Below are 17,275 nucleotides of genomic sequence, written 5' to 3' on the forward strand. Positions count from 1 at the left end.
TCGCAATCCACACCAGGCCAGAAGGCCCTCACCCATTTCAAGATCCCTCAACCGAGACCTGCATCACCCGTCCACAACCTCCCGGGACAGAACATTTAGGGCTCCGGGAAGTCGTTGAGCCGGTGCTGAGCCCAGCTCTGCTTTCCCGCCCCGGCCTAGAGCGCCGGGCGCCCGGCCCCCACGGGTTGCAACGCACCGCGGTGGTCCGTGCGCCCTCACCCCGGCCGGGTCAACGGTGCCGCTGCGGTGCCGGGTGACGCTCAGGACGTACGAGGGCGATCGCAGCTGGTCGCCGGAGTGCTCGTGGGTCGACGCCTCGGCGGTGGTGTCCGTGGCACAGCCCGCGGCGGACCGGCCGGGGCCGGCGGGCATCGACCTGGAGGCCTTCGCGGCTACGGTCGTGGTGATGTGCAACGAGGTGCGCGTCCCGGTCGACGCGTCCCCGTTCGGATCGCGTGGAGGGGCGACCGGAATCCGGTCGCCCCTCCACGCGCGCGGTGCGCTGCTTTTCAGCGGCGGTATGTCAGCGGGCCGCGCCGAAATCCTGCGTCCAGTAATGGTTCGGCTGCGCGTAGCCGATACCGATCTCCTTGAAGGAGCAATTGAGAATGTTCCGCTTGTGGCCGGGGCTGTTCATCCAGCCCTCCATCACCGCCGCGGGAGTGCTGTAGCCGTACGCGACGTTCTCGCCGTACGTGCTCCAGGCGTATCCGGCACGGGTGATGCGCTGGCCCGGGTCGGAGCCGTCGGAGCCCGTGTGGGACATGTTGGCGTGCGCGGCCATGTCCTCGGTGTGGCTCTGGGCGGCAGCCGTCAGCTTGGCGTTGATGGTGAGTGCCGGGCAACCGACCACGGCACGCTCCTGGTTGACGAGCGCGAGGATCTCGGCCGCGACGCCGGAAGCCGGGGCAGCGGCGGTCGGCTTCGGCGCCGTAGGTGCCTGCACCTGCGGCTTCGTGCTCACGACCGGCTTGCTCGTCGGCTGCTGCTGCGCGGGCCGGGGTGCCTGCACCACCGGCTGTGCGGGCGCTTCCGGGCTGCTCTCGGCGGGCGGGGGGCTGCTCTGGGTGGGGAGGGCCACGGGCGCTTCGGAGGCCGGGAGGCTCGGCGGCGTAAAGGTGGGGGCGCCGTGCCAGGGGCGCATCTCGTGCCGGGCGACGGGCTGCGTACGGCCGGTCTCCTGCCCGCCGAGGCAGGCCATGGCGGCCGTGGGCACGCCCACGATTCCGAGGGCCCCGACGGCGATCGCTATTTTCCTGTAGTGCTTTTTCTTCTTCCGGTGCTTCTGCATGCGTGACCTCATTCGGTGATCGCGAAGCTTCCGGCACTCGAACGGCAAGGTGCCGGAGGAGTCGCCATTCTTAAAAGCCCGGCAACGGCCTGGCAAGCTACGGCTACTAATGCGCATAAGAGATCCGGAACGCGGCTTGAAACGAGCCGGGGATCATGTATGGCCGTGGCGCGGCGGCTCTAGGAAGGGCCTGATGGCCGGCCAGAAGCGCCGGGAGCAGGTAAAACGCGGCATTCAGTGGGGGCGTCGCGGATTCCGATTCCACCGGAGAGGGGAATGTCGATTCCAAAACGGACAAGTGCTGAAATGTCGGCGGGCTGATCAGGGTCCGAAGATTCCGTTTTCGGCCCGTGCGTCGTGACGTATGTCACGGAACCGGAGCCGCCCGGCCGTCGGAGCGCCACCCGCCTTCCTCGGGTCGGTGGCCCTCGGCCCCCCTGCCCGGGCCGGCCACCGCACGGCTCCGGCCCCCGCCACCATCCGCCGCGATGCGGAACCGAACGCGCGAAGCCCTCGCCCGGGCAGCACGGCCGGCGGCATTGCGGACGGCCGCTCGCCGGCGGCGCCCCTCCTGCGGCAGGACGACCTGGAAGAGTTCTTCGGCGCCGGGGGCCTGACCACCGTCACGCTGGCCGGCTCCCCACCGACCCGCCCAGCCGGCGCGTGGTGCTGGCTACCCTGCGCACCGAGGGGTACCGCCGTACGCCGGTCCGCCGGTCGCGGCGGCGGGGCACCCGGTGGCCGCCCGCACGCGCACTCTCTCGGGCCGGAGCAGCTACCTGCGGGCTCCTCGCGCGTTGGTCCGTCCGAAGTGGAAGGCACGGCCTTCCCGAAGCAGACTCCCCGTGCTCCAAGGAGATGACACGTGCTCCCCACAGTCGTACGCCGGTTCGTGCGCTCGGTCGCCGTCACGGCCGCCGGAGTGCTCGCCGCAGGCCTCCTCGGCGCGGCGCCCGCCCGGGCCGCCGCGGCCGCCCCGGTACTGGACCGGAACTTCCCCGACCCGGATGTCGTGAAGGTGGGCCGTACGTACCACGCCTACGCCACCAACGGCGAGGCCGCGAACATCCAGCACGCCACGTCCACGGACCTGGTCCACTGGGCGCCCGTCGCCACCGACCCGCTGCCCCGGCTCGGGGACTGGGCGGAGCCGACGCGTTCGCTGGTGTGGGCCCCGGAGGTCTTCGCCAACGGCCGCGGATTCACCATGCACTACACCGCCCGTGACCGGGCCAGCGGGAAGCAGTGCATCGGCGTCGCCCTCTCGTCCTCGCCCGACGGCCCGTTCGAACCCTCCGGTGGGGGGCCGTTGGTCTGCCCGGCCGAGCAGGGCGGTGCCATCGACGCCGCGAGCTTCACCGAGGGCCGCAGCCGGTACCTGCTGTGGAAGAACGACGGCAACTGCTGCGGGCTCGCCACCCGGATCCACCTGCAGCCCGTCTCCTGGGACGGCACCCGTACGACGGGCGAGCCCGTCCCGCTGATCGGACAGGACCTCCCGTGGGAGGGGCAGCTGGTCGAGGCCCCGACCCTGGTGCGGCGCGACGGCCGCTACGTGCTCTTCTACTCGGCCGACTCCTACGCCGACCACCGCTACAAGACGGGATACGCGGTCGCCGACCACCTGACGGGCCCGTACACCAAGGCGCCGGAGCCGCTGATGTCCACCGAATCCCTCGGGGGAGCGGTCCGCGGGCCCGGCGGGCAGGACGTCGTGACCGGTCCTGACGGCCGGGACCGCATCCTCTTCCACGGCTGGAGCCCCGACGGCTCGGACCGGCGCCTGCTGTACGCGGCCGGTCTCGACTTCGCGGACGGCAGCCCCCTCGTCCGCGGCGGCGCCCCCGGCACACCGCGCGCCTGACCGGGGCGAGGAGCCGGGCTCTCCCTCCCTCATCCCCACTTCTGGCCGTCAGAGCCGTCGCAGGGCACGGTCCGCAGCCCCTGCTCGCCGTCGTCCAGACAGGTGCCGGAGGCCCGGCTCCTGACCTCCACCGATGCGTCCGCCAGGGCCGTCACCGTCCACTTCTGGGACGCGGCCCTGCTGCAGGACGCACCTCGCAGCCCGGAGGCGCCGTCGTCCAGGCAGGCACCCGTTGCATGGTTGCGCAGCTCGCTGCTGCCGTCGGGATACGGGTGGACCGTCCACCGCTGGTAGCTCAGCCCGTTGGGTGCGAACGATCGGAGCCCCTTGTCGAGGCTGTGGTCCAGGCAGTTGCCCGTGACGCGGTTGACGAAGATGCGGTTGTGGTCGGCGAGCCCCGCCCCGCCCCGCCCGGCCCCCGCTCCATGCGCGGACCCGGACTCCTGCGGAGCGGCCGCCCCGCGTGCGGGTGCCGAGCCCGGCGGCCACGGGACGAACGGGGCCAGCACACCGCCGCAGACCAGCCCGGCACACGCCCCGCCCACGGCCCACGCCCAGCGGTGCCGCGCCCAGCTGCCGGCGGTACGCCTCCACCGGCGCCACCGGGTGTCCGCCGCCGGAGCCGGGCCGGCCGGATCCGCCGGCGGCTTCGGCTGGCACCGGTCCGCCGCCTCCCACAGGGCGCGGTACTCCGCGGGATCGGCGCCCAGGGCCCGGCACAGGTCGCGCACGGTCGCCCAGGGCGGGACCGTGCTGCCCCGCAGATAGCGCGACAGCGACGAGTCGCTGATCATCACCTCGGATTCCAGGGAACGCAGCGTGCGGCCGGACCGCCGCTGCAGCTCCCTCAGCGCATTCCCCAACTGCTGCCCCGCACCGGGCTGCTGCCCGCCGGGCCCCGTCATGCTCGCCCCCTTCCGGCGGCCGCACGCCGATGCCCCGGCGGGCCGCCCCGTGTCCCGGGATGGTCGTGTCCCAGCAGGTCAGAACCTTAGGGATCCCGACATCGCTGAAGCAAACGGGACAGCGTTGCGGCGGCCTTCCCGGCCGCCGCAGACTCCTTCCCGTCCGGTCCTGCAGCCGGTGCGAACGCCGCACCGCGGCCTGCCACCCACGGCTGCGGGTGCCCGTCACCGGCCCGTACGGGCCGGGCTCCGGGCGGCCGCGCGCTCCGGTCGTGCGGCTCGCCGTGTCTCCCTCCGTGCGCCGTGAACGGCGCACGTGAGCAAACGAGCAACACCAGTAACAACAGCAACACGAGCAGCGTGAACAACACACGCAACACGAGAACCAGGAGAACGCGTATGTCCAAGAAGACCACCCGTCGCTGGGTCACCGCGACGTTGACGGCGATGCTGTGCACCGGATCCCTCGTGCTGGCCGCGCCGCCCGCACCCGCGGCTCCTCCGGCCGCCACGGCGGCGGCCCGGGCGTCCGCCGAGACGGCCGGCAGCGCCCTCGCGCCCCACGCGGGTCAGGACGTAGCGGCGGCACCGGCGGCCCAGGCGGCTCCCCGGATCACCCGTGACCAGGTGCTGGCACGGGCCAAGACCTGGCTGACCGCCAACAACGGCCGTCCCGTGCCGTACAGCCAGACCCAGCGGTGGAAGGACGGATACCGCCAGGACTGCTCCGGTTACGTCTCCATGGCCCTCGGGTTGCCGAAGCCCGGCCCCAACACCGTCTCGCTGAAGAACGACGGCTTCACGCGCCGGATCGCGATGAAGGACCTCGCCCCCGGCGACCTGGTCATCAAGGCCAACAGCAACAGCGCCGACCGCCGCCACGTCGTGATCTTCGACGGCTGGGCGAACAGCGCCCGCACCGTCTACAAGTCCTACGAGCAGGCAGGCGGGGCCGGTACCCGCTGGAAGCAGCACTCCTACGGCGTCAACGGCCGCGACGGCTACCACGCCTACCGACCCGTCAACATCGTCGGCTGATCCGCCTACCCCTCCTTCGCGCGGGGCGGGCGTTCGCCACCGCCCCGCGCTGCTTCCCACCCGCACCACCCCGAACCCGACCCACCCCCTCACCGAGGAGAGCCATGAACACCCTTCCGACGGCCGCGAAGAGGCTCCGGGCCGCCGCGGCGCTCGCGTGCGCGCTGCTCGCCGCCGGGCTGGCCACGGCCACGTCCACCACGGAGGCCGGCGCGGTTCCCGCGGCTGCGCCGGACAGCGTCCAGACCCTCCGCAACGACGCGACCTCCGCCTGCCTGGACGACAGCGAGCACGGGATGCGCACCTACACCTGCCTGGGCAACGACCACCAGAAGTGGAACGTCCACCGGTGGGCCGACGGCACCCGTGAACTGCGGAACGTCAAGACGGGCAGGTGCCTGACCGACAGCCCGACGGGCCGGGTCACGCCGCATCCCTGCGACAAGGCCAAGGACCAGAGCTGGTTCGTCCACCGCTACCCGGACGGCGCGGTCGAGCTCAAGAACCAGCAGACCGGTCTGTGCCTGGACGACAGCCAGGCCCATCACCTGCGCACCTTCCCGTGCGGAACCCACAGCCAGAAGAGCCCGTACCAGACCTGGCGCTGAGGCCGGACGGCAGGAGGACGACGGCGCCCGCCCACTCCCGGTGGGCGGGCGCCGGTTCGGCATGAGGAAGGGTCAGCGGGTGGAGGCCGCCCGCCGGCGGTGCACGTACACCGCCGCACCACCGACCGCCGCCAGGGAGGCGGCCCCGGTGAGGGCCACCAGCTGCCCTTTGGCCCCGTCCCCGGTCCCCTCGGATGCGGCGGCCGCTGGGGCCGGCTGGTCCGCCTGGTCCTCCGCGAGGTCGGCGTAGCCGCCGGCCAAGCCCTTGCGGTCGTACTCCGAGCCGGGCAGCTTGTCCCCGTACCGGGCGGACACCAGCTTCTGGTACGCGGCGAGGGAGAGGGAGCCCTTGCCGCCGAGGCCGGTGTTCGCCTCCTCGTTGAGCGGCTCCACCATGCCGTCGGCGGTCAGCCGGTACCAGGCGTGGATCTGCGGCTCGGTGAAGACGCGGGCCTGCGGCGTGCCGCGTTCGGCGAGGCTGAGGTCCTTGTCCCCGTCGCGGATGCCGGCCAGTTGCCAGCCTTCGGCGCCCGGGTTCTGCGGGGCGCTGCCCGGGGAGGAGGGGTTCCCCTGGGGTGCGAGCAGTACGGAGGCGGGGCGGCCGTCCGAAGCGTTCACCCGGGAGGCCAGGTAGGAGAGCCGCAGCGCGGTCTGCGGGGTGCTCTGCGTCTTTCCGGCCACGAACTCCGGGCTGATCTCGAACATCGGCACCGGGTCCTTGAGGTCGTACCGGGGCGGCGCGGCGGGAGCGGCGGGTGCGCTGCCCGGGCCGCCCCGGGTCCCACCGTCCGCGGAGGCGGGACTGCCCGCCTGCCGGGTCTGCACCAGGAAGCGGGAGACGGTGTCCCGGACCTGGTCGCTGCGCAGGGTCTGCTGGGCGGACTGGTAGCCCGCGATCCCGTCGCCGTCCGCACCGTGCGCGGAAACGTTTCCGCACAGGGTGGCGGCGAGGGCGGTGGTGGCCAGGACGGCTGCCCGGACCGCTGTGTGCCTGATGCGCCGCATGGTCTGCAGGGTGTGCATGGTCGGTCCTTTCCTCAGCCCTGGATGCCGACCCGGGAGTGGGTCCACTGGAACGAGTTGTTGTTCACGTAGGTGGAGTAGTTCCACCACGTGTACGTCTGGGTGGTCTGCCACGGGTCACCGACCGCGATCATGTTGGTGGCGCTGTCATAGCCGTAGATGACGTTCATGTGGCCGCCACCGCTGCGCCAGCCGAACCGGACGGCGAACGGCCGGCCCGAGGAGATCTCGGTGACCGACTCGTTGAACGAAGCGTTGCGGTACAGGCTGCGACCGCTGTTGCCCAGCCCCAGCTTGGCCAGGCCGTTGGCCATGTCCTCCAGCGTTGCCGGCTGGTTGTTGCAGTTCACCCACGTCCCCTGGGCGGCGAGTTGGCAGAACCGCTCCTGGGTGACGTTGCGGCCCCAGTACTTGGCGATGGTCACGCCCGAGGCGTCCCAGCACCACTGGGTCCTGACCTGCTTCTGCATGTCGATGTTCAACGACTTCGCGGTCGTGGGGCCGGGGTTGGGCTTGGTCGGCTTCGGGTTCGGGGTCGAGCCGCAGACGGGCAGGCCGGTGGTGTTCTCGCGGATGAACGCGTCGGCCATGTAGTAGGAGCCCGTGTAGATCCACCGGGAGTTGTTCTCCACGGTGTCCCCGGTGGTGCGGCAGGACATCTGGATCCTGGCGCCGACCTTGGAGGAGCCCTTGATCTGGGCCGAGAGGGACGGCTGGGCCCGGTGGTTGACCGTCTGGTAGTTGCCCTGCCCGCCGTAGACGGTGCCGCTGACCGTGTCGGCCTGGGCGAAGGCACCGAAGCCGAACAGGAGGCCGCCGGAGAGGGCCGCGGTGGTCGCGGCTATCAGCGCCTTCTTACGGCGGGACATGCGACGTTTGTGCATCGTGCTCCTTGAACCGAGAGGGGGGTGACCCGCGGGCGGACGCTGGGCTCCGCCCGCCTGTGCGGTGCCGCTGCGGACGGCACTGCACGGCTGTCGTGCCGATGCCCGGCCACGCTTCCGTGTCCGGGCATATCGGCACCGCATTCCTCGATTGGATGGGGTGCCGGGAATCCTGCCAGAGAGAAAGGGTGATTTGAACGAGGTTGCTCTACGCGCAAAGATGTCGCCCATTCAACAATTGGACGAGGGGAAGTGATGGAGCGTCAATTCACATGCGGCTAGGCTGAGTTGTGGGAGTGCGCGGTGCTGGTCCAGTCCATCTCGACGGCTTGATGGCGCGCGGACTTTACGTGAACTTGACGGTCTGCATCCCTTCGTGGCGCGACCCGGCACACCGTCAAATCGCCGTCTGTACATGCCGCGTGACTCTCCATGTATTTCTCAATGGAGACCGCTTCGCCGAGAACGGGACGGAGCGTGACCCGCCGTACTCGGACCGTCGATGTGCGCGGGTGGGGAATCAAGGGCGCCCTATCCGGACCTTAAGGGACGGATAACAAAGGCCCGGTGAACCCTGGGCAGCCCATTCGAAGCCCAATGGGCCCTTAGGGTCACGGGTGTTGACCGAGGCTTCCGATGCCGCCGCCGCACCCGGCGGATCGGCTCTACCAAGAGGTTTTTGATGTCCCGAAAGCGAATTGCCCTGGCCTGTGCGGCCGTGGTCGTCGGGGTCGGCTCCGTCGTCATCCCCGTGGCCGCCAATGCCGGAGAGGAAGGCGACCTCAGCGCCGCCTGCCGCGTCGCGGACCAGGCCACCGTGTGGTGGGCGTCCGCCGAGGTCTCCCTGGCCAACCGGGGAGACCGGCCCGTGCGGGGCTGGACCGCCGAGTTCGACGTGTCGCAGGGGCAGGTCACCATCGGCAACCCCTGGGCGTACGAACTGCGCCAGGACGGCAAGCACGTCACCGTCAAGCCGATCGGTGACCGCGCCGACGTGGCGGCCGGGGGCAACCGGGCGGTCAAGGTCGGGATCAACCCCTCCGGCAAGGGCATCCCCAAGATCACCGGATGCCGGGTGAGCGGCCCGACCGGCAGCGACACCGGTACCAGCACCTCCGTACCCGCCGACAGCGGCTCCTTCGTCAAGGACCACACCGCCGTCCACCTGATGTGGAAGCCGCCCGCGGGCGGAGCAGAGGTCGAGCGCTACGAGGTGTTCCAGGACGGCAAGCAGGTCAAGAGCGTCAAGGGCACCATGGTGGACATCGAGCGGCTGGCCCCCGCCACCCGCTACGCGTTCAAGGTCCGTGCCGTCCGCACGGACGGCCGCACCACCGGCTTCAGCAGGGACATCGTGCTCACCACGCACGCGGCCCCCGGCCAGGACAAGGCCGCGCCGGTGATGCCCGCGGACCTCGAAGTGACCGCCTCCGGCCCGTACCAGGCCTCCCTGCGCTGGCACGCGGCGACCGACGACGTCGCCGTCACCGGATACCGCATCTACCGCAACGGCACGCGGGTCCAGGAGGCGGACGGCAAGAGCACCTCGGCCACCGTCGCCGGCCTGACCCCGAGCACCGCCTACCGGTTCAAGGTCACCGCCGTCGACGCCTCCGGCAAGGAGTCCGGCCCGACCCGCGAGGTGCCGGTGACGACGGCGGCGGCGCCCGACGGGAACGGCGGCGCCGGCGCCCCCGGAGACTTCGCCGCCACCACCGCCACGAAGCAGGACGGCGCCGTCACCCAGCACTACCTGAACCTCGCCTGGTCCGTTCCGCAGGGCGTCGGACAGGTCACCACCTACCAGGTCTACCTGAACGGCAAGCCCGCCCAGACGTTCATGTGGGGCACGGCCGACCCGGTGCTGCCCGTGCCCACGTCGAAGGCTTCCCGCGAGGTGCTCGTCGGCGCCCACCCCGGCACGACCTACACCGTGAAGATCCGCGCGCGGCTCGGCGACGGCAAGTGGGGTGCGTTCTCCCGCGAGCTGACCGTGAAGACCAGCGGCTGACCGCCGAAGTCCGGTGGCTACCGCCGAAGTCCGGCGGCTGACGCCGAAGTCCGGCGGCCGACGCCCGCCCGCCCCCGACCGCGCACGTCCGACCCCATGACCAGGAGCATCCCCCTCATGAGCACGCCCCGCCCCGCGGCGGCCCGCCGCACCACCGCGCTGCGCCTCACGGCGCTAGTCGTTCTGCCCCTCGCCGTCTCCACCCTCGGCTCCGCGCCCGCCTCGGCCCACGGCGCCACCGCCGACCCGGTGAGCCGCAGCGTGGCCTGCACGAAGAACCCGAAGGCGAGCGAGGCCTGCCGTCTGGCCCTCGCCCAGAGCCCCGGCATCCCCGGAGACTGGAAGTCGATCGTCCAGGGCCGGGCCATCGACCACAGCACGCCCACCTCCTCCCCGCAGCACCGCGCCCGCATCCCGGACGGCAAGCTGTGCAGCGCCGGCAACGCGCAGTTCTCCGGCCTGGACCTCGCCCGGGACGACTTCCCCTCCACGACGCTGCCCAGCGGCGCGGAGTACGACCTGCGCTACGACATCAGCGCGCTGCACAACCCGTACCGCATGGAGATGTACGTCACCAAGGACGGCTACGACCCGAAGAAGCCGCTGAAGTGGTCGGACCTGGAGGACACCCCGTTCCTCAGCGCGGACAACACCGCGGCCACGGCGGCGCCCACGGGCTTCCTCGGGTCCAAGGCCTTCACGTTCAAGGCGGTGCTCCCGCAGAAGAAGGGCAAGCACCTGATCTACACGGTCTGGCACGGGCTGAAGCGACCCGACGGCTCCTTCCAGAGCGAGGAGGCCTTCTACTCCTGCTCGGACGTCACCTTCGCGTAGGCGGACGCCGACGGGAGGGCTCCGGGCCGGGCGCCCCCACCCGGGCCCGGAGCCCATCCACTGCGTGCCTACGGCTCGCCATCGCCGCCGCCGCTGTCGCCGTCGCCGTCGCCGGGGTCCGGGTACCAGCGCAGTGCACCCGTACCGAGGGAGACCGCGGCCCGGGCCCGCATGGGCCCCTCCCCGCGGCGGGAGAGCAGTACGACCTCCTCCACCCGCGCGGCCGAGCTGCCCAGGCGGGCCGCACAGTCCGCAGCCAGGGGCCGTGGGGTGCGCGTACGCCCGAGCGACAGGTGGGGCGTGAAGCGGGGGAAGCGGTCGCGGCAGCGGGGGAAGGGCTCGGTTAGGTCCCGCTGAAGGGCGGTCCAGGGGGCCTGCCCGTCCGCAGCGGGGTCGAGCCACACGGTCGAGTACGAGCGGTGGCGGAAGAAGCGGACCCCGCTGAGGCGGATGCCGAACGGCTCCGATTCGGCGGCCGCGGCGGCCAGCAGGGGAGCGGCCAGGGGGAATTCGGACTCCGGGACGAAGCCGAAGACCAGGTTCACGTGCGGCGGCCACCGCCGGATCTGGGGGTCGTGCACCGCCCGGATCGCCTGGATGGGCGGCCACAGCCCGACCGGCGGGAGCCACGCAACGGCGGTCCGCGGCGTGGGCGCGGCATCGAGGAAGCCGGAGGTACTCGGGGTGCCGGATGCGCCCCTCGTGCCACCGCCGCCCGCGAACGGGTTCACCACTCCATGATGCCGCCCGTTGCGGAGCAGTTCCCGTGCTGGTTCTGGTTCTGGTTCTGGTTGCGGTTCTGGTTGCGGTTCTGGCTAGGGCCGGTGGGGGCCGGGGGTGCGCCACATGGGCCAGACGGTCGGGCCGCCGTCGGGCAGGTGGATCGGGGTCGTGGTGCGGAAGCCGAACCGCTCGTAGAACGGCACGTTCGAGGGATTGCTCGATTCGAGGTACGCGGACTGCCCGAGCCGGTCGCAGCGGTCCAGCTGCTGGTGCAGGAGCGCGGAGCCGATCCCCGCCCCCCGGACGTCCGGGTCGGTGCCGATGGCCAGCAGGTACCAATGCGGTGCGTCGGGGTGGGCCCCGTGGAGGGCGTTCTGGACACCGGCGGCGCGCGGCATCCCGCGGAGGCCGAAGACGCGGGCGTAGGTCGGCATCGCAGCCAGTTCCCGCAGCGGGGAGGTCTTCCAGCGGCCGGGGCCCGACCACAGCGCGGCGGCCAGCAGCCTGCCGTCGGCGGTGGCGGCCACCCGGACGGCGCCGTCCCGTGGCCGCTGTTGCCGCTGGGCGAGCCCGAAGTACCGGGCGATCCTCGGCTGTCGGCCGGACCGGTCGGGGACCATCCACCCCATCACCGGGTCGTCGGCGAAGGACAGGGCCAGGAGCGCGGCGACGGCGCCCGATTCGGCGGGCCGGGCCCACCGGATCCCGTACGCGGCCGACGGCAACGAGGTACCTGCGTTCACGCGCCCACGCTAGACGTCCGGCGCCCGCGCCCCGGTGCCCCCTACGGGACGCGCCAAGGGCATCACCCGCTCAGGGCCCTCTCCGCCGCGCGCCCCCGCCGGTCACTGGTCGGACGAGCCGGGTTCGGCCATCCGCCGGTGCGCCTGCGCCTTGGCGCCGTCGGGCAGGACGCGGTTCGCCAGGCCGTGCAGCCGCGTCTTCACCGACCCCGCGACGATCTTGGTCTTGCCCGCCATCAGCGCGTCGAACGCCTGGGCCGCGACCGGGGCGGGGTCGTCCTTGTCCGCCGTCCCGACCTTGGTGTCGAGCATGTCGGCCCGCTCGAAGAACTCGGTGTCGGTCGGGCCCGGCATCAGCGCCGTCACCGTGACGCCGGTGTCCTTGAGCTCATTGGCCAGGGCCTGGGCGAAGGACTGCACGAACGACTTGGACGCGTTGTAGACGGCCTGGAAGGGGCCCGGCATGGTCGATGCGATGGACGAGGTCATGAGGACCCTGCCGTGGCCGTCCTCCACCATGGCGGGCAGGATGCGTTTGGCCAGGTGCACCGTCGAGGTGATGTTGAGGTCGATGATGCGTTGCTCGTCGGCGAGGTCCGTGTCCAGGAACGCGCCGCCCCGCCCCACTCCGGCATTGAGGGCGACAGCCGCGACCGGTCGCCCGGTGGCCGTGATGTTCCGGTGCAGCTCCTCGACCCCTTCGAAGGTCGTGAGGTCGGTCCGTACGGAGTGCACTTCCGTGCCGTAGTCGTCCAGTGCGGCCGCGGCCGCCGCGAGCTCGGCGTCCTCGGCGGTGATCAGCAGGTCGTACCCGTGCTGCGCGAATTGCCTGGCGAGTTCGAGACCGATGCCACTGGAGGCACCGGTGACGACGGCCAGCGGATTGGTCTCGTTCATGGCGAGCGCCTACCCGGCCGTTCCGGCGCGACACGGTCGGCCGACGGGCCCCCGGCCACGGACACCACCGGCCCCGCCGCCTGCCGGACCCGGCCCGGCGCCCGGGCGGCCCGACGCCGGGCCGGGTGGCTTTCCCGACGTCCCGGCGTGGTACGGGGCCGGCGCGGGCAGGATCCGGAGCGGCCCGGGCGTCCCGCCGGGCCCGGCAGGGCGGCGGTCGGCCGCTCGCCCCGCCCCCGTCCGTCGCGTGGAGGTGCTCCGTGTGCCTGGCCCTGCCGGCCGGCGTTCCGGCCGAGCTCGACCCCTGTCCCGCCCCGCGCGCCGGCGGCCGCGCCGGCCCCGGTCACGCAGCGCGGGCCAGGGGTGCGGCCCTCCTCTCCGTGCCCGGTGAGGACGTCCGGACGGGGGCGCGGGCATGACCGCCGAGTCCCTGCTCCGGCTGCCGGAGCCGGGCGCACTGCTCCGGGAGGCCCAAGCGCTGCTGCCCGGGGTGATCGACGTACGCCGGTCCCTCCACCGGGCCCCGGAGCTGGGCCTGCACCTGCCGCGCACCCAGCGCACGGTCCTCGACGCCCTGGCCGGGCTGCCGCTGACCGTCACCACGGGAGAGCGGCTCAGCTCCGTCACCGCGACCCTGCACGGCGCGCGTCCCGGCCGCACGATGCTGCTCCGGGGCGATATGGACGCCCTGCCCCAGCAGGAGGACACCGGTCTGGAGTTCGCCTCCGGCGTGCCCGGTGCCATGCACGCCTGCGGCCACGACCTGCACACCGCGATGCTCGTGGGCGCCGCCCGGCTGCTCTCCGCGCGGCGCGCGGAGCTGAGCGGGAACGTGGTGTTCATGTTCCAGCCCGCCGAGGAGAGCGGCGGCGGCGCCCAGTTCATGATCGACGAAGGCGTACTCGACACGCCCGCCGGGCACGGTGCGGACGCCGCCTTCGCACTCCACGTCGCGACGCGCTTCGAGAGCGGCACCCTGAACCTGCGGTCCGGTCCGACCTACGCGGCCTCGGACCAGATCCACATCACGGTCCGCGGCCGGAGCGGGCACGCCTCCACCCCGCACGTCGCCCTCGACCCCGTTCCCGTGGCCTGTGCGATCGTGCAGGCGCTGCAGACCCTCGTCACCCGCACCGTGGACGTCTTCGACCCGGCCGTCGTGACCATCACCCGCATCCAGGCCGGCACCACCACCAACATCATCCCGGAGACCGCCGCGCTGCACGGCACCTTCCGCACCCTGGGCCCGCAGGCCCGGGCCCGGCTGCGCGAGGGCATCGAGAGGGTGGCCCGCCACGTGGCGGCCGCGCACGGCGCGGAGGCGGACATCGACCTGATCGAGGGCTATCCCGCACTGCACAACGACGCCGCGTTCGCCCGGACGGTCGCCGTGGCCGCCGCGAGCGTCAGCCCCGACGTGGTCCGGGAGCTCCCCGAACCGGTCATGGGGGCGGAGGACTTCAGCTACGTTTTGGAGCGGGTGCCCGGCGTGATGGGCGTGCTCGGCGCGCGGCCGCCCTCCGTCCCGGCCGAGGACGCCCCGGACTGCCACTCCAACCACGTCGTCTTCGACGAGGGGGCCATGGCCACCGGCATCGCCGTGCACGCGGCCGTCGCCCTGCACCACCTGGCCGGGGGAGGGGACGGCGGAGCCGCGCCGGTGTGACCGCGCGACCCGCGGCCACACCGTTCCTCGGGGGCTCGGGGGCTCGGGGGCTCGGGGGCTCAGGGGCTCAGGGGTTCAGGGGCTCGCGTTGAGCTCCCCGACGATCGAGGCGGGCGTGTGGCCGCTGCCGTCCGAGAGCCGGTGGAAGTCGACGGACACGAAGTTCGGGGTGCGGCCCCCGGCGGCCTGCCGGCACTGCTCGGCGATGCGGTTCCGCAGCTTGCTGCCGTTGTCGAGGGCGGCCGTGAGGACGGTGGGCACGTTGCGGTGGTGGCTCATGGTGAACAGCCGCCGGAATCCGGGCTCCCGGCGGTCCAGGGGCACGTCGGGCCAGCGGCTGACGCACGCGAGGTCGTTGCCCAGGTCCCCGAGGCTCCAGTAGTTGCTGACCGTCCAGGACCTGTCGTACATGACGCCCAGGTGCTCGCGGTCGGACCGGTCGGAGAAGATCAGCAGGCGCTTGCCGGCCGTGACCATGTCGGCGACCTTCGGCCACCCGTGCTGCCGTACGCCCCACTCGTCGGCACGGAACAGCAGCTCGGGCAGGCCCCGTACCCGGCCGAGGGACTGCTGGAGCTGCCCGGCGCTGACGTAGTCCTCCAGGAAGACGGTCACGACCTCCTGGGGGTGGGCGGCGAGGAAGTCCACCAAGGTCTGCATCGTGCCGTGGAAGGACTGGCGCGGCAGGGCGTACGTGGCGCCGGCGAACGTCTTGCAGTCGCCGTGGCACAGGTACACGTCGCTGGGGTAGCAGTCGCTGCCGAAGCTGATGACGCACAGCCAGGTGCTGCGCTCGTACCAGTGGGTGTCCAGGCTGATGCCGCGGACGCCGTTGTCGAGCTGGTGGCGCACGGACTCGGCCTGGTTCACCGAACTCCAGCGGGAGTCCTCGTAGTTGGTGAAGGCGTTGTGGGTGGTCAGGAAGGCGACCTCGTCGAGGCGGCGCTCGCCCCAGCGGGCGGCCGCGGCCCCGGCCGCGTGCGTGCCGGCGGAGGCGGTGACGGAGGCGGGCGCGGCCACGGGACTGCGGCCCGGGGTCGAGGCGGTCGCGGCGGTGGCCGTGCCGAGGAGGGCCAGCAGGAGGAGGCACACCAATGAGGTCCGGCCGCTTCTTCGCAGCCGCAGCATGTTCATGCCAATCATGCCGCGGAGGGTAGCGCGCGTGCCGGTGATCCGCGCCCCCGCGGACGCGCCCGGCCGAAATACGACGCCGCCCGCCGCCTGCCGGACCGCCTCCCCGGGCCAGGAGCCCACCCCGCAGCCCGGGACCCTCAGGGGGGCGGGGCCCACCTAGGGCAGGGGCTCGCCGCGGGCTGCGAGCCAGAGGGCGTACCACTCCTCGTGGTCCAGCTCCGGCAGCCGGCCGACCGCCTGCCGGCAAGCCCGGATCCGCGCCGGATCGGAGGTGCCGATCACCGGTGAGATCCCGGCCGGGTGCCGCTGGAGCCACCACAGCAGGACCGCCTCCGGAGTCACCTGCTTGCGTTCGGCCAGTGCTGCGAGCAGCTCCGCCGTCGCCCGCTCCTGCGGGGTCTCCTGCCGCCCGGTGAACCGTCCCTGCGCCAGCGCACCCCAGGCCTGTAGCTGGATGCCGTGGTCGCGGCAGTGTTCGAGGGTCCCGAAGGGGAAGCCGTTGGACGCCGCCGCGGGGGTGTTCAGCAGGACCCCGGCCTCGACCCAGTCGCGCCGGTGGAGGCTCATTTCCAGCTGGTTGACCACGAGCGGCAGCCCCAGCCGCGCCTGGAGCGCCGCGATCTGCGCCGCCCCCATGTTGGAGACGCCGAACCGGCGCACCAGACCCTGGGCGTGCAGGGAGGCCAGGGCTTCGGCGATGTCGTCGGGGTCGGCGAGGGGGTCCGGACGGTGCAGCAGCAGGACGTCGATCACGTCGGTGCGCAGCCGAGTGAGGCTCTCCTCGACCCGGCGCAGCAGGGTCTTGCCGCGCAGGTCGTAGATGCCGGGGCGCTCGCCGTCGGCCAGGCGGATCCCGCACTTGGTCTGGATCGTGATCCGGGAGCGCAGCCCGGCGTCGCGGGCGAGGAGCTCACCGAAGACCGCCTCGGACTTGCCGTGGCGGTAGATGTCGGCGTGGTCGAAGGCGGTGATCCCGATCTCCAGGGCCGCGGTGACCGCCGCCTCCGCAGCCGCGATCTCCGCGGAGCCGTAGGGTTCGGGCCCCCAGGTTCCGCCCAGGCCCATGCACCCGTACAGCGGCCGGCTCGTCCTCGCGTTCGCGTTCCTCGTCACCCCCCGACCTTACGGCCTTCCCGAGCCGCGTCCCGCGCACGTCGGCTCGGGAGGCGTCGGGGGAAGGCACGTCTGTCAAGTCCCGAGTTCCAGGGGCCTGACGTGGTGCGCGGGACGGGGCGTACTGGAACCACCCCTTTCGTCTCTCACCGGAGGAGAACACCATGACCCACCCCCTGCGCAAGAAGCGTCTCGTCCTGTTCGCCGCCGCCGCCGCGATGGTCGCGGGAGGCGCCGTGGTCCCGACGACGGCCTTCGCCGCCGCCACGACCCCGCACACGGTCACGGTGGGCCGCGACGACATCGACGGCGGCCGCACGTCCAACCTGCTCCACACCGGCGAACGCGAGAACGCCATCCAGGTCGTCCCCGACGAGCAGGACAAGAAGGGCCAAGGCGAGGGGGGCGAGAACCGTCCCGGCGGCGCCTCCTCCGGGAACACCGGTGTGAAGCTCCCCAAGACGCAGGAGTGGCAGTGCGTCAAGGCCCCTTGCGGCCCGCCTCCCGGCAAGGGCGGGACGGGCAAGAAGGGCGAAGGCAC

The 17,275-nt window shown here is 72.4% G+C and carries 15 protein-coding genes and 1 pseudogene; 7 read left to right on the forward strand and 9 right to left on the reverse strand.

Features of this window, described 5'->3' with window-relative positions; translation table 11 throughout:
* Positions 1–523 precede the first annotated feature (523 nt).
* Complete coding sequence (locus tag ACFV7Q_RS34045) at positions 524–1,291, reverse strand: CAP domain-containing protein (protein WP_385434626.1); 768 nt, start codon at positions 1,289–1,291, stop codon at positions 524–526.
* An 865-nt stretch (positions 1,292–2,156) separates the two neighbouring features.
* On the opposite strand from ACFV7Q_RS34045, the gene ACFV7Q_RS34050 reads away from it, so the two are divergent.
* On the forward strand, positions 2,157–3,155 hold the full coding sequence (locus ACFV7Q_RS34050) for a glycoside hydrolase family 43 protein (RefSeq protein ID WP_385434628.1): 999 nt from the start codon (positions 2,157–2,159) through the stop codon (positions 3,153–3,155).
* A 29-nt stretch (positions 3,156–3,184) separates the two neighbouring features.
* Here ACFV7Q_RS34050 and ACFV7Q_RS34055 read toward each other — a convergent pair whose 3' ends face one another.
* Positions 3,185–4,060, reverse strand: a complete 876-nt coding sequence (locus tag ACFV7Q_RS34055) for an RICIN domain-containing protein (RefSeq protein ID WP_385434630.1) — start codon at positions 4,058–4,060, stop codon at positions 3,185–3,187.
* Positions 4,061–4,459: 399 nt separating this feature from the next.
* Here ACFV7Q_RS34055 and ACFV7Q_RS34060 point away from each other — a divergent pair, with 399 nt between their 5' ends.
* The gene (locus ACFV7Q_RS34060; RefSeq protein ID WP_385434632.1) at positions 4,460–5,098 is read left to right on the forward strand and encodes a hypothetical protein; all 639 of its coding nucleotides are present in this window, start codon (positions 4,460–4,462) and stop codon (positions 5,096–5,098) included.
* 104 nt (positions 5,099–5,202) lie between these two features.
* A complete protein-coding gene (locus ACFV7Q_RS34065) occupies positions 5,203–5,706 on the forward strand; it encodes an RICIN domain-containing protein (protein WP_385434634.1) in 504 nt (167 codons plus the stop codon).
* Between the two features lie 72 nt (positions 5,707–5,778).
* On the opposite strand, the gene ACFV7Q_RS34070 is transcribed toward ACFV7Q_RS34065, so the two are convergent.
* The gene (locus ACFV7Q_RS34070) at positions 5,779–6,729 is read right to left on the reverse strand and encodes a hypothetical protein (protein WP_385434636.1); all 951 of its coding nucleotides are present in this window, start codon (positions 6,727–6,729) and stop codon (positions 5,779–5,781) included.
* A 14-nt stretch (positions 6,730–6,743) separates the two neighbouring features.
* Positions 6,744–7,598 (reverse strand): papain-like cysteine protease family protein, encoded by an 855-nt coding sequence (locus ACFV7Q_RS34075; protein WP_385434638.1) that lies wholly within the window; start codon positions 7,596–7,598, stop codon positions 6,744–6,746.
* A 697-nt stretch (positions 7,599–8,295) separates the two neighbouring features.
* Here ACFV7Q_RS34075 and ACFV7Q_RS34080 point away from each other — a divergent pair.
* Positions 8,296–9,624 carry a fibronectin type III domain-containing protein gene (locus ACFV7Q_RS34080; protein WP_385434639.1) on the forward strand — a complete coding sequence of 443 codons (1,329 nt, stop codon included), beginning with the start codon at positions 8,296–8,298 and terminating at the stop codon, positions 9,622–9,624.
* Positions 9,625–9,741: 117 nt separating this feature from the next.
* Positions 9,742–10,458 carry a lytic polysaccharide monooxygenase gene (locus ACFV7Q_RS34085; protein WP_385434641.1) on the forward strand — a complete coding sequence of 239 codons (717 nt, stop codon included), beginning with the start codon at positions 9,742–9,744 and terminating at the stop codon, positions 10,456–10,458.
* Between the two features lie 68 nt (positions 10,459–10,526).
* Here the strand turns inward: ACFV7Q_RS34085 and ACFV7Q_RS34090 are convergent, their stop codons facing one another.
* From ACFV7Q_RS34090 to ACFV7Q_RS34100, 3 genes are all read right to left on the reverse strand, one after another.
* Positions 10,527–11,189 carry a 2'-5' RNA ligase family protein gene (locus tag ACFV7Q_RS34090; protein WP_385434643.1) on the reverse strand — a complete coding sequence of 221 codons (663 nt, stop codon included), beginning with the start codon at positions 11,187–11,189 and terminating at the stop codon, positions 10,527–10,529.
* 84 nt (positions 11,190–11,273) lie between these two features.
* Complete coding sequence (locus tag ACFV7Q_RS34095) at positions 11,274–11,924, reverse strand: GNAT family N-acetyltransferase (protein ID WP_385434646.1); 651 nt, start codon at positions 11,922–11,924, stop codon at positions 11,274–11,276.
* 102 nt (positions 11,925–12,026) lie between these two features.
* Complete coding sequence (locus tag ACFV7Q_RS34100; RefSeq protein WP_385434648.1) at positions 12,027–12,821, reverse strand: SDR family NAD(P)-dependent oxidoreductase; 795 nt, start codon at positions 12,819–12,821, stop codon at positions 12,027–12,029.
* A gap of 415 nt (positions 12,822–13,236) precedes the next feature.
* Between ACFV7Q_RS34100 and ACFV7Q_RS34105 the strand changes: the two genes are divergently transcribed.
* On the forward strand, positions 13,237–14,487 hold the full coding sequence (locus ACFV7Q_RS34105) for a M20 family metallopeptidase (RefSeq protein ID WP_385434650.1): 1,251 nt from the start codon (positions 13,237–13,239) through the stop codon (positions 14,485–14,487).
* 75 nt (positions 14,488–14,562) lie between these two features.
* Here ACFV7Q_RS34105 and ACFV7Q_RS34110 read toward each other — a convergent pair whose 3' ends face one another.
* A complete protein-coding gene (locus tag ACFV7Q_RS34110) occupies positions 14,563–15,630 on the reverse strand; it encodes a PI-PLC domain-containing protein (protein WP_385434652.1) in 1,068 nt (355 codons plus the stop codon).
* A 147-nt stretch (positions 15,631–15,777) separates the two neighbouring features.
* On the reverse strand, positions 15,778–16,734 hold the full coding sequence (locus ACFV7Q_RS34115) for an aldo/keto reductase family oxidoreductase (RefSeq protein ID WP_385434653.1): 957 nt from the start codon (positions 16,732–16,734) through the stop codon (positions 15,778–15,780).
* A gap of 164 nt (positions 16,735–16,898) precedes the next feature.
* On the opposite strand from ACFV7Q_RS34115, the pseudogene ACFV7Q_RS34120 reads away from it, so the two are divergent.
* Positions 16,899–17,275, forward strand: a pseudogene (locus ACFV7Q_RS34120) (hypothetical protein); the annotation flags it as partial.

The organism is Streptomyces sp. NPDC059851 (genome assembly GCF_042732005.1).
GTDB lineage: Bacteria > Actinomycetota > Actinomycetes > Streptomycetales > Streptomycetaceae > Streptomyces.

Excerpts from the sequence above, each read along its gene's own strand:
- ACFV7Q_RS34065 (WP_385434634.1), top strand. The coding sequence starts at position 5,203 with ATGAACACCCTTCCGACGGCCGCGAAGAGGCTCCGGGCCGCCGCGGCG.
- ACFV7Q_RS34075 (WP_385434638.1), bottom strand. The coding sequence starts at position 7,598 with ATGTCCCGCCGTAAGAAGGCGCTGATAGCCGCGACCACCGCGGCCCTC.
- ACFV7Q_RS34080 (WP_385434639.1), top strand. The coding sequence starts at position 8,296 with ATGTCCCGAAAGCGAATTGCCCTGGCCTGTGCGGCCGTGGTCGTCGGG.
- ACFV7Q_RS34060 (WP_385434632.1), top strand. The coding sequence starts at position 4,460 with ATGTCCAAGAAGACCACCCGTCGCTGGGTCACCGCGACGTTGACGGCG.
- ACFV7Q_RS34070 (WP_385434636.1), bottom strand. The coding sequence starts at position 6,729 with ATGCACACCCTGCAGACCATGCGGCGCATCAGGCACACAGCGGTCCGG.
- ACFV7Q_RS34085 (WP_385434641.1), top strand. The coding sequence starts at position 9,742 with ATGAGCACGCCCCGCCCCGCGGCGGCCCGCCGCACCACCGCGCTGCGC.
- ACFV7Q_RS34045 (WP_385434626.1), bottom strand. The coding sequence starts at position 1,291 with ATGCAGAAGCACCGGAAGAAGAAAAAGCACTACAGGAAAATAGCGATC.
- ACFV7Q_RS34105 (WP_385434650.1), top strand. The coding sequence starts at position 13,237 with ATGACCGCCGAGTCCCTGCTCCGGCTGCCGGAGCCGGGCGCACTGCTC.
- ACFV7Q_RS34110 (WP_385434652.1), bottom strand. The coding sequence starts at position 15,630 with ATGATTGGCATGAACATGCTGCGGCTGCGAAGAAGCGGCCGGACCTCA.
- ACFV7Q_RS34100 (WP_385434648.1), bottom strand. The coding sequence starts at position 12,821 with ATGAACGAGACCAATCCGCTGGCCGTCGTCACCGGTGCCTCCAGTGGC.
- ACFV7Q_RS34055 (WP_385434630.1), bottom strand. The coding sequence starts at position 4,060 with ATGACGGGGCCCGGCGGGCAGCAGCCCGGTGCGGGGCAGCAGTTGGGG.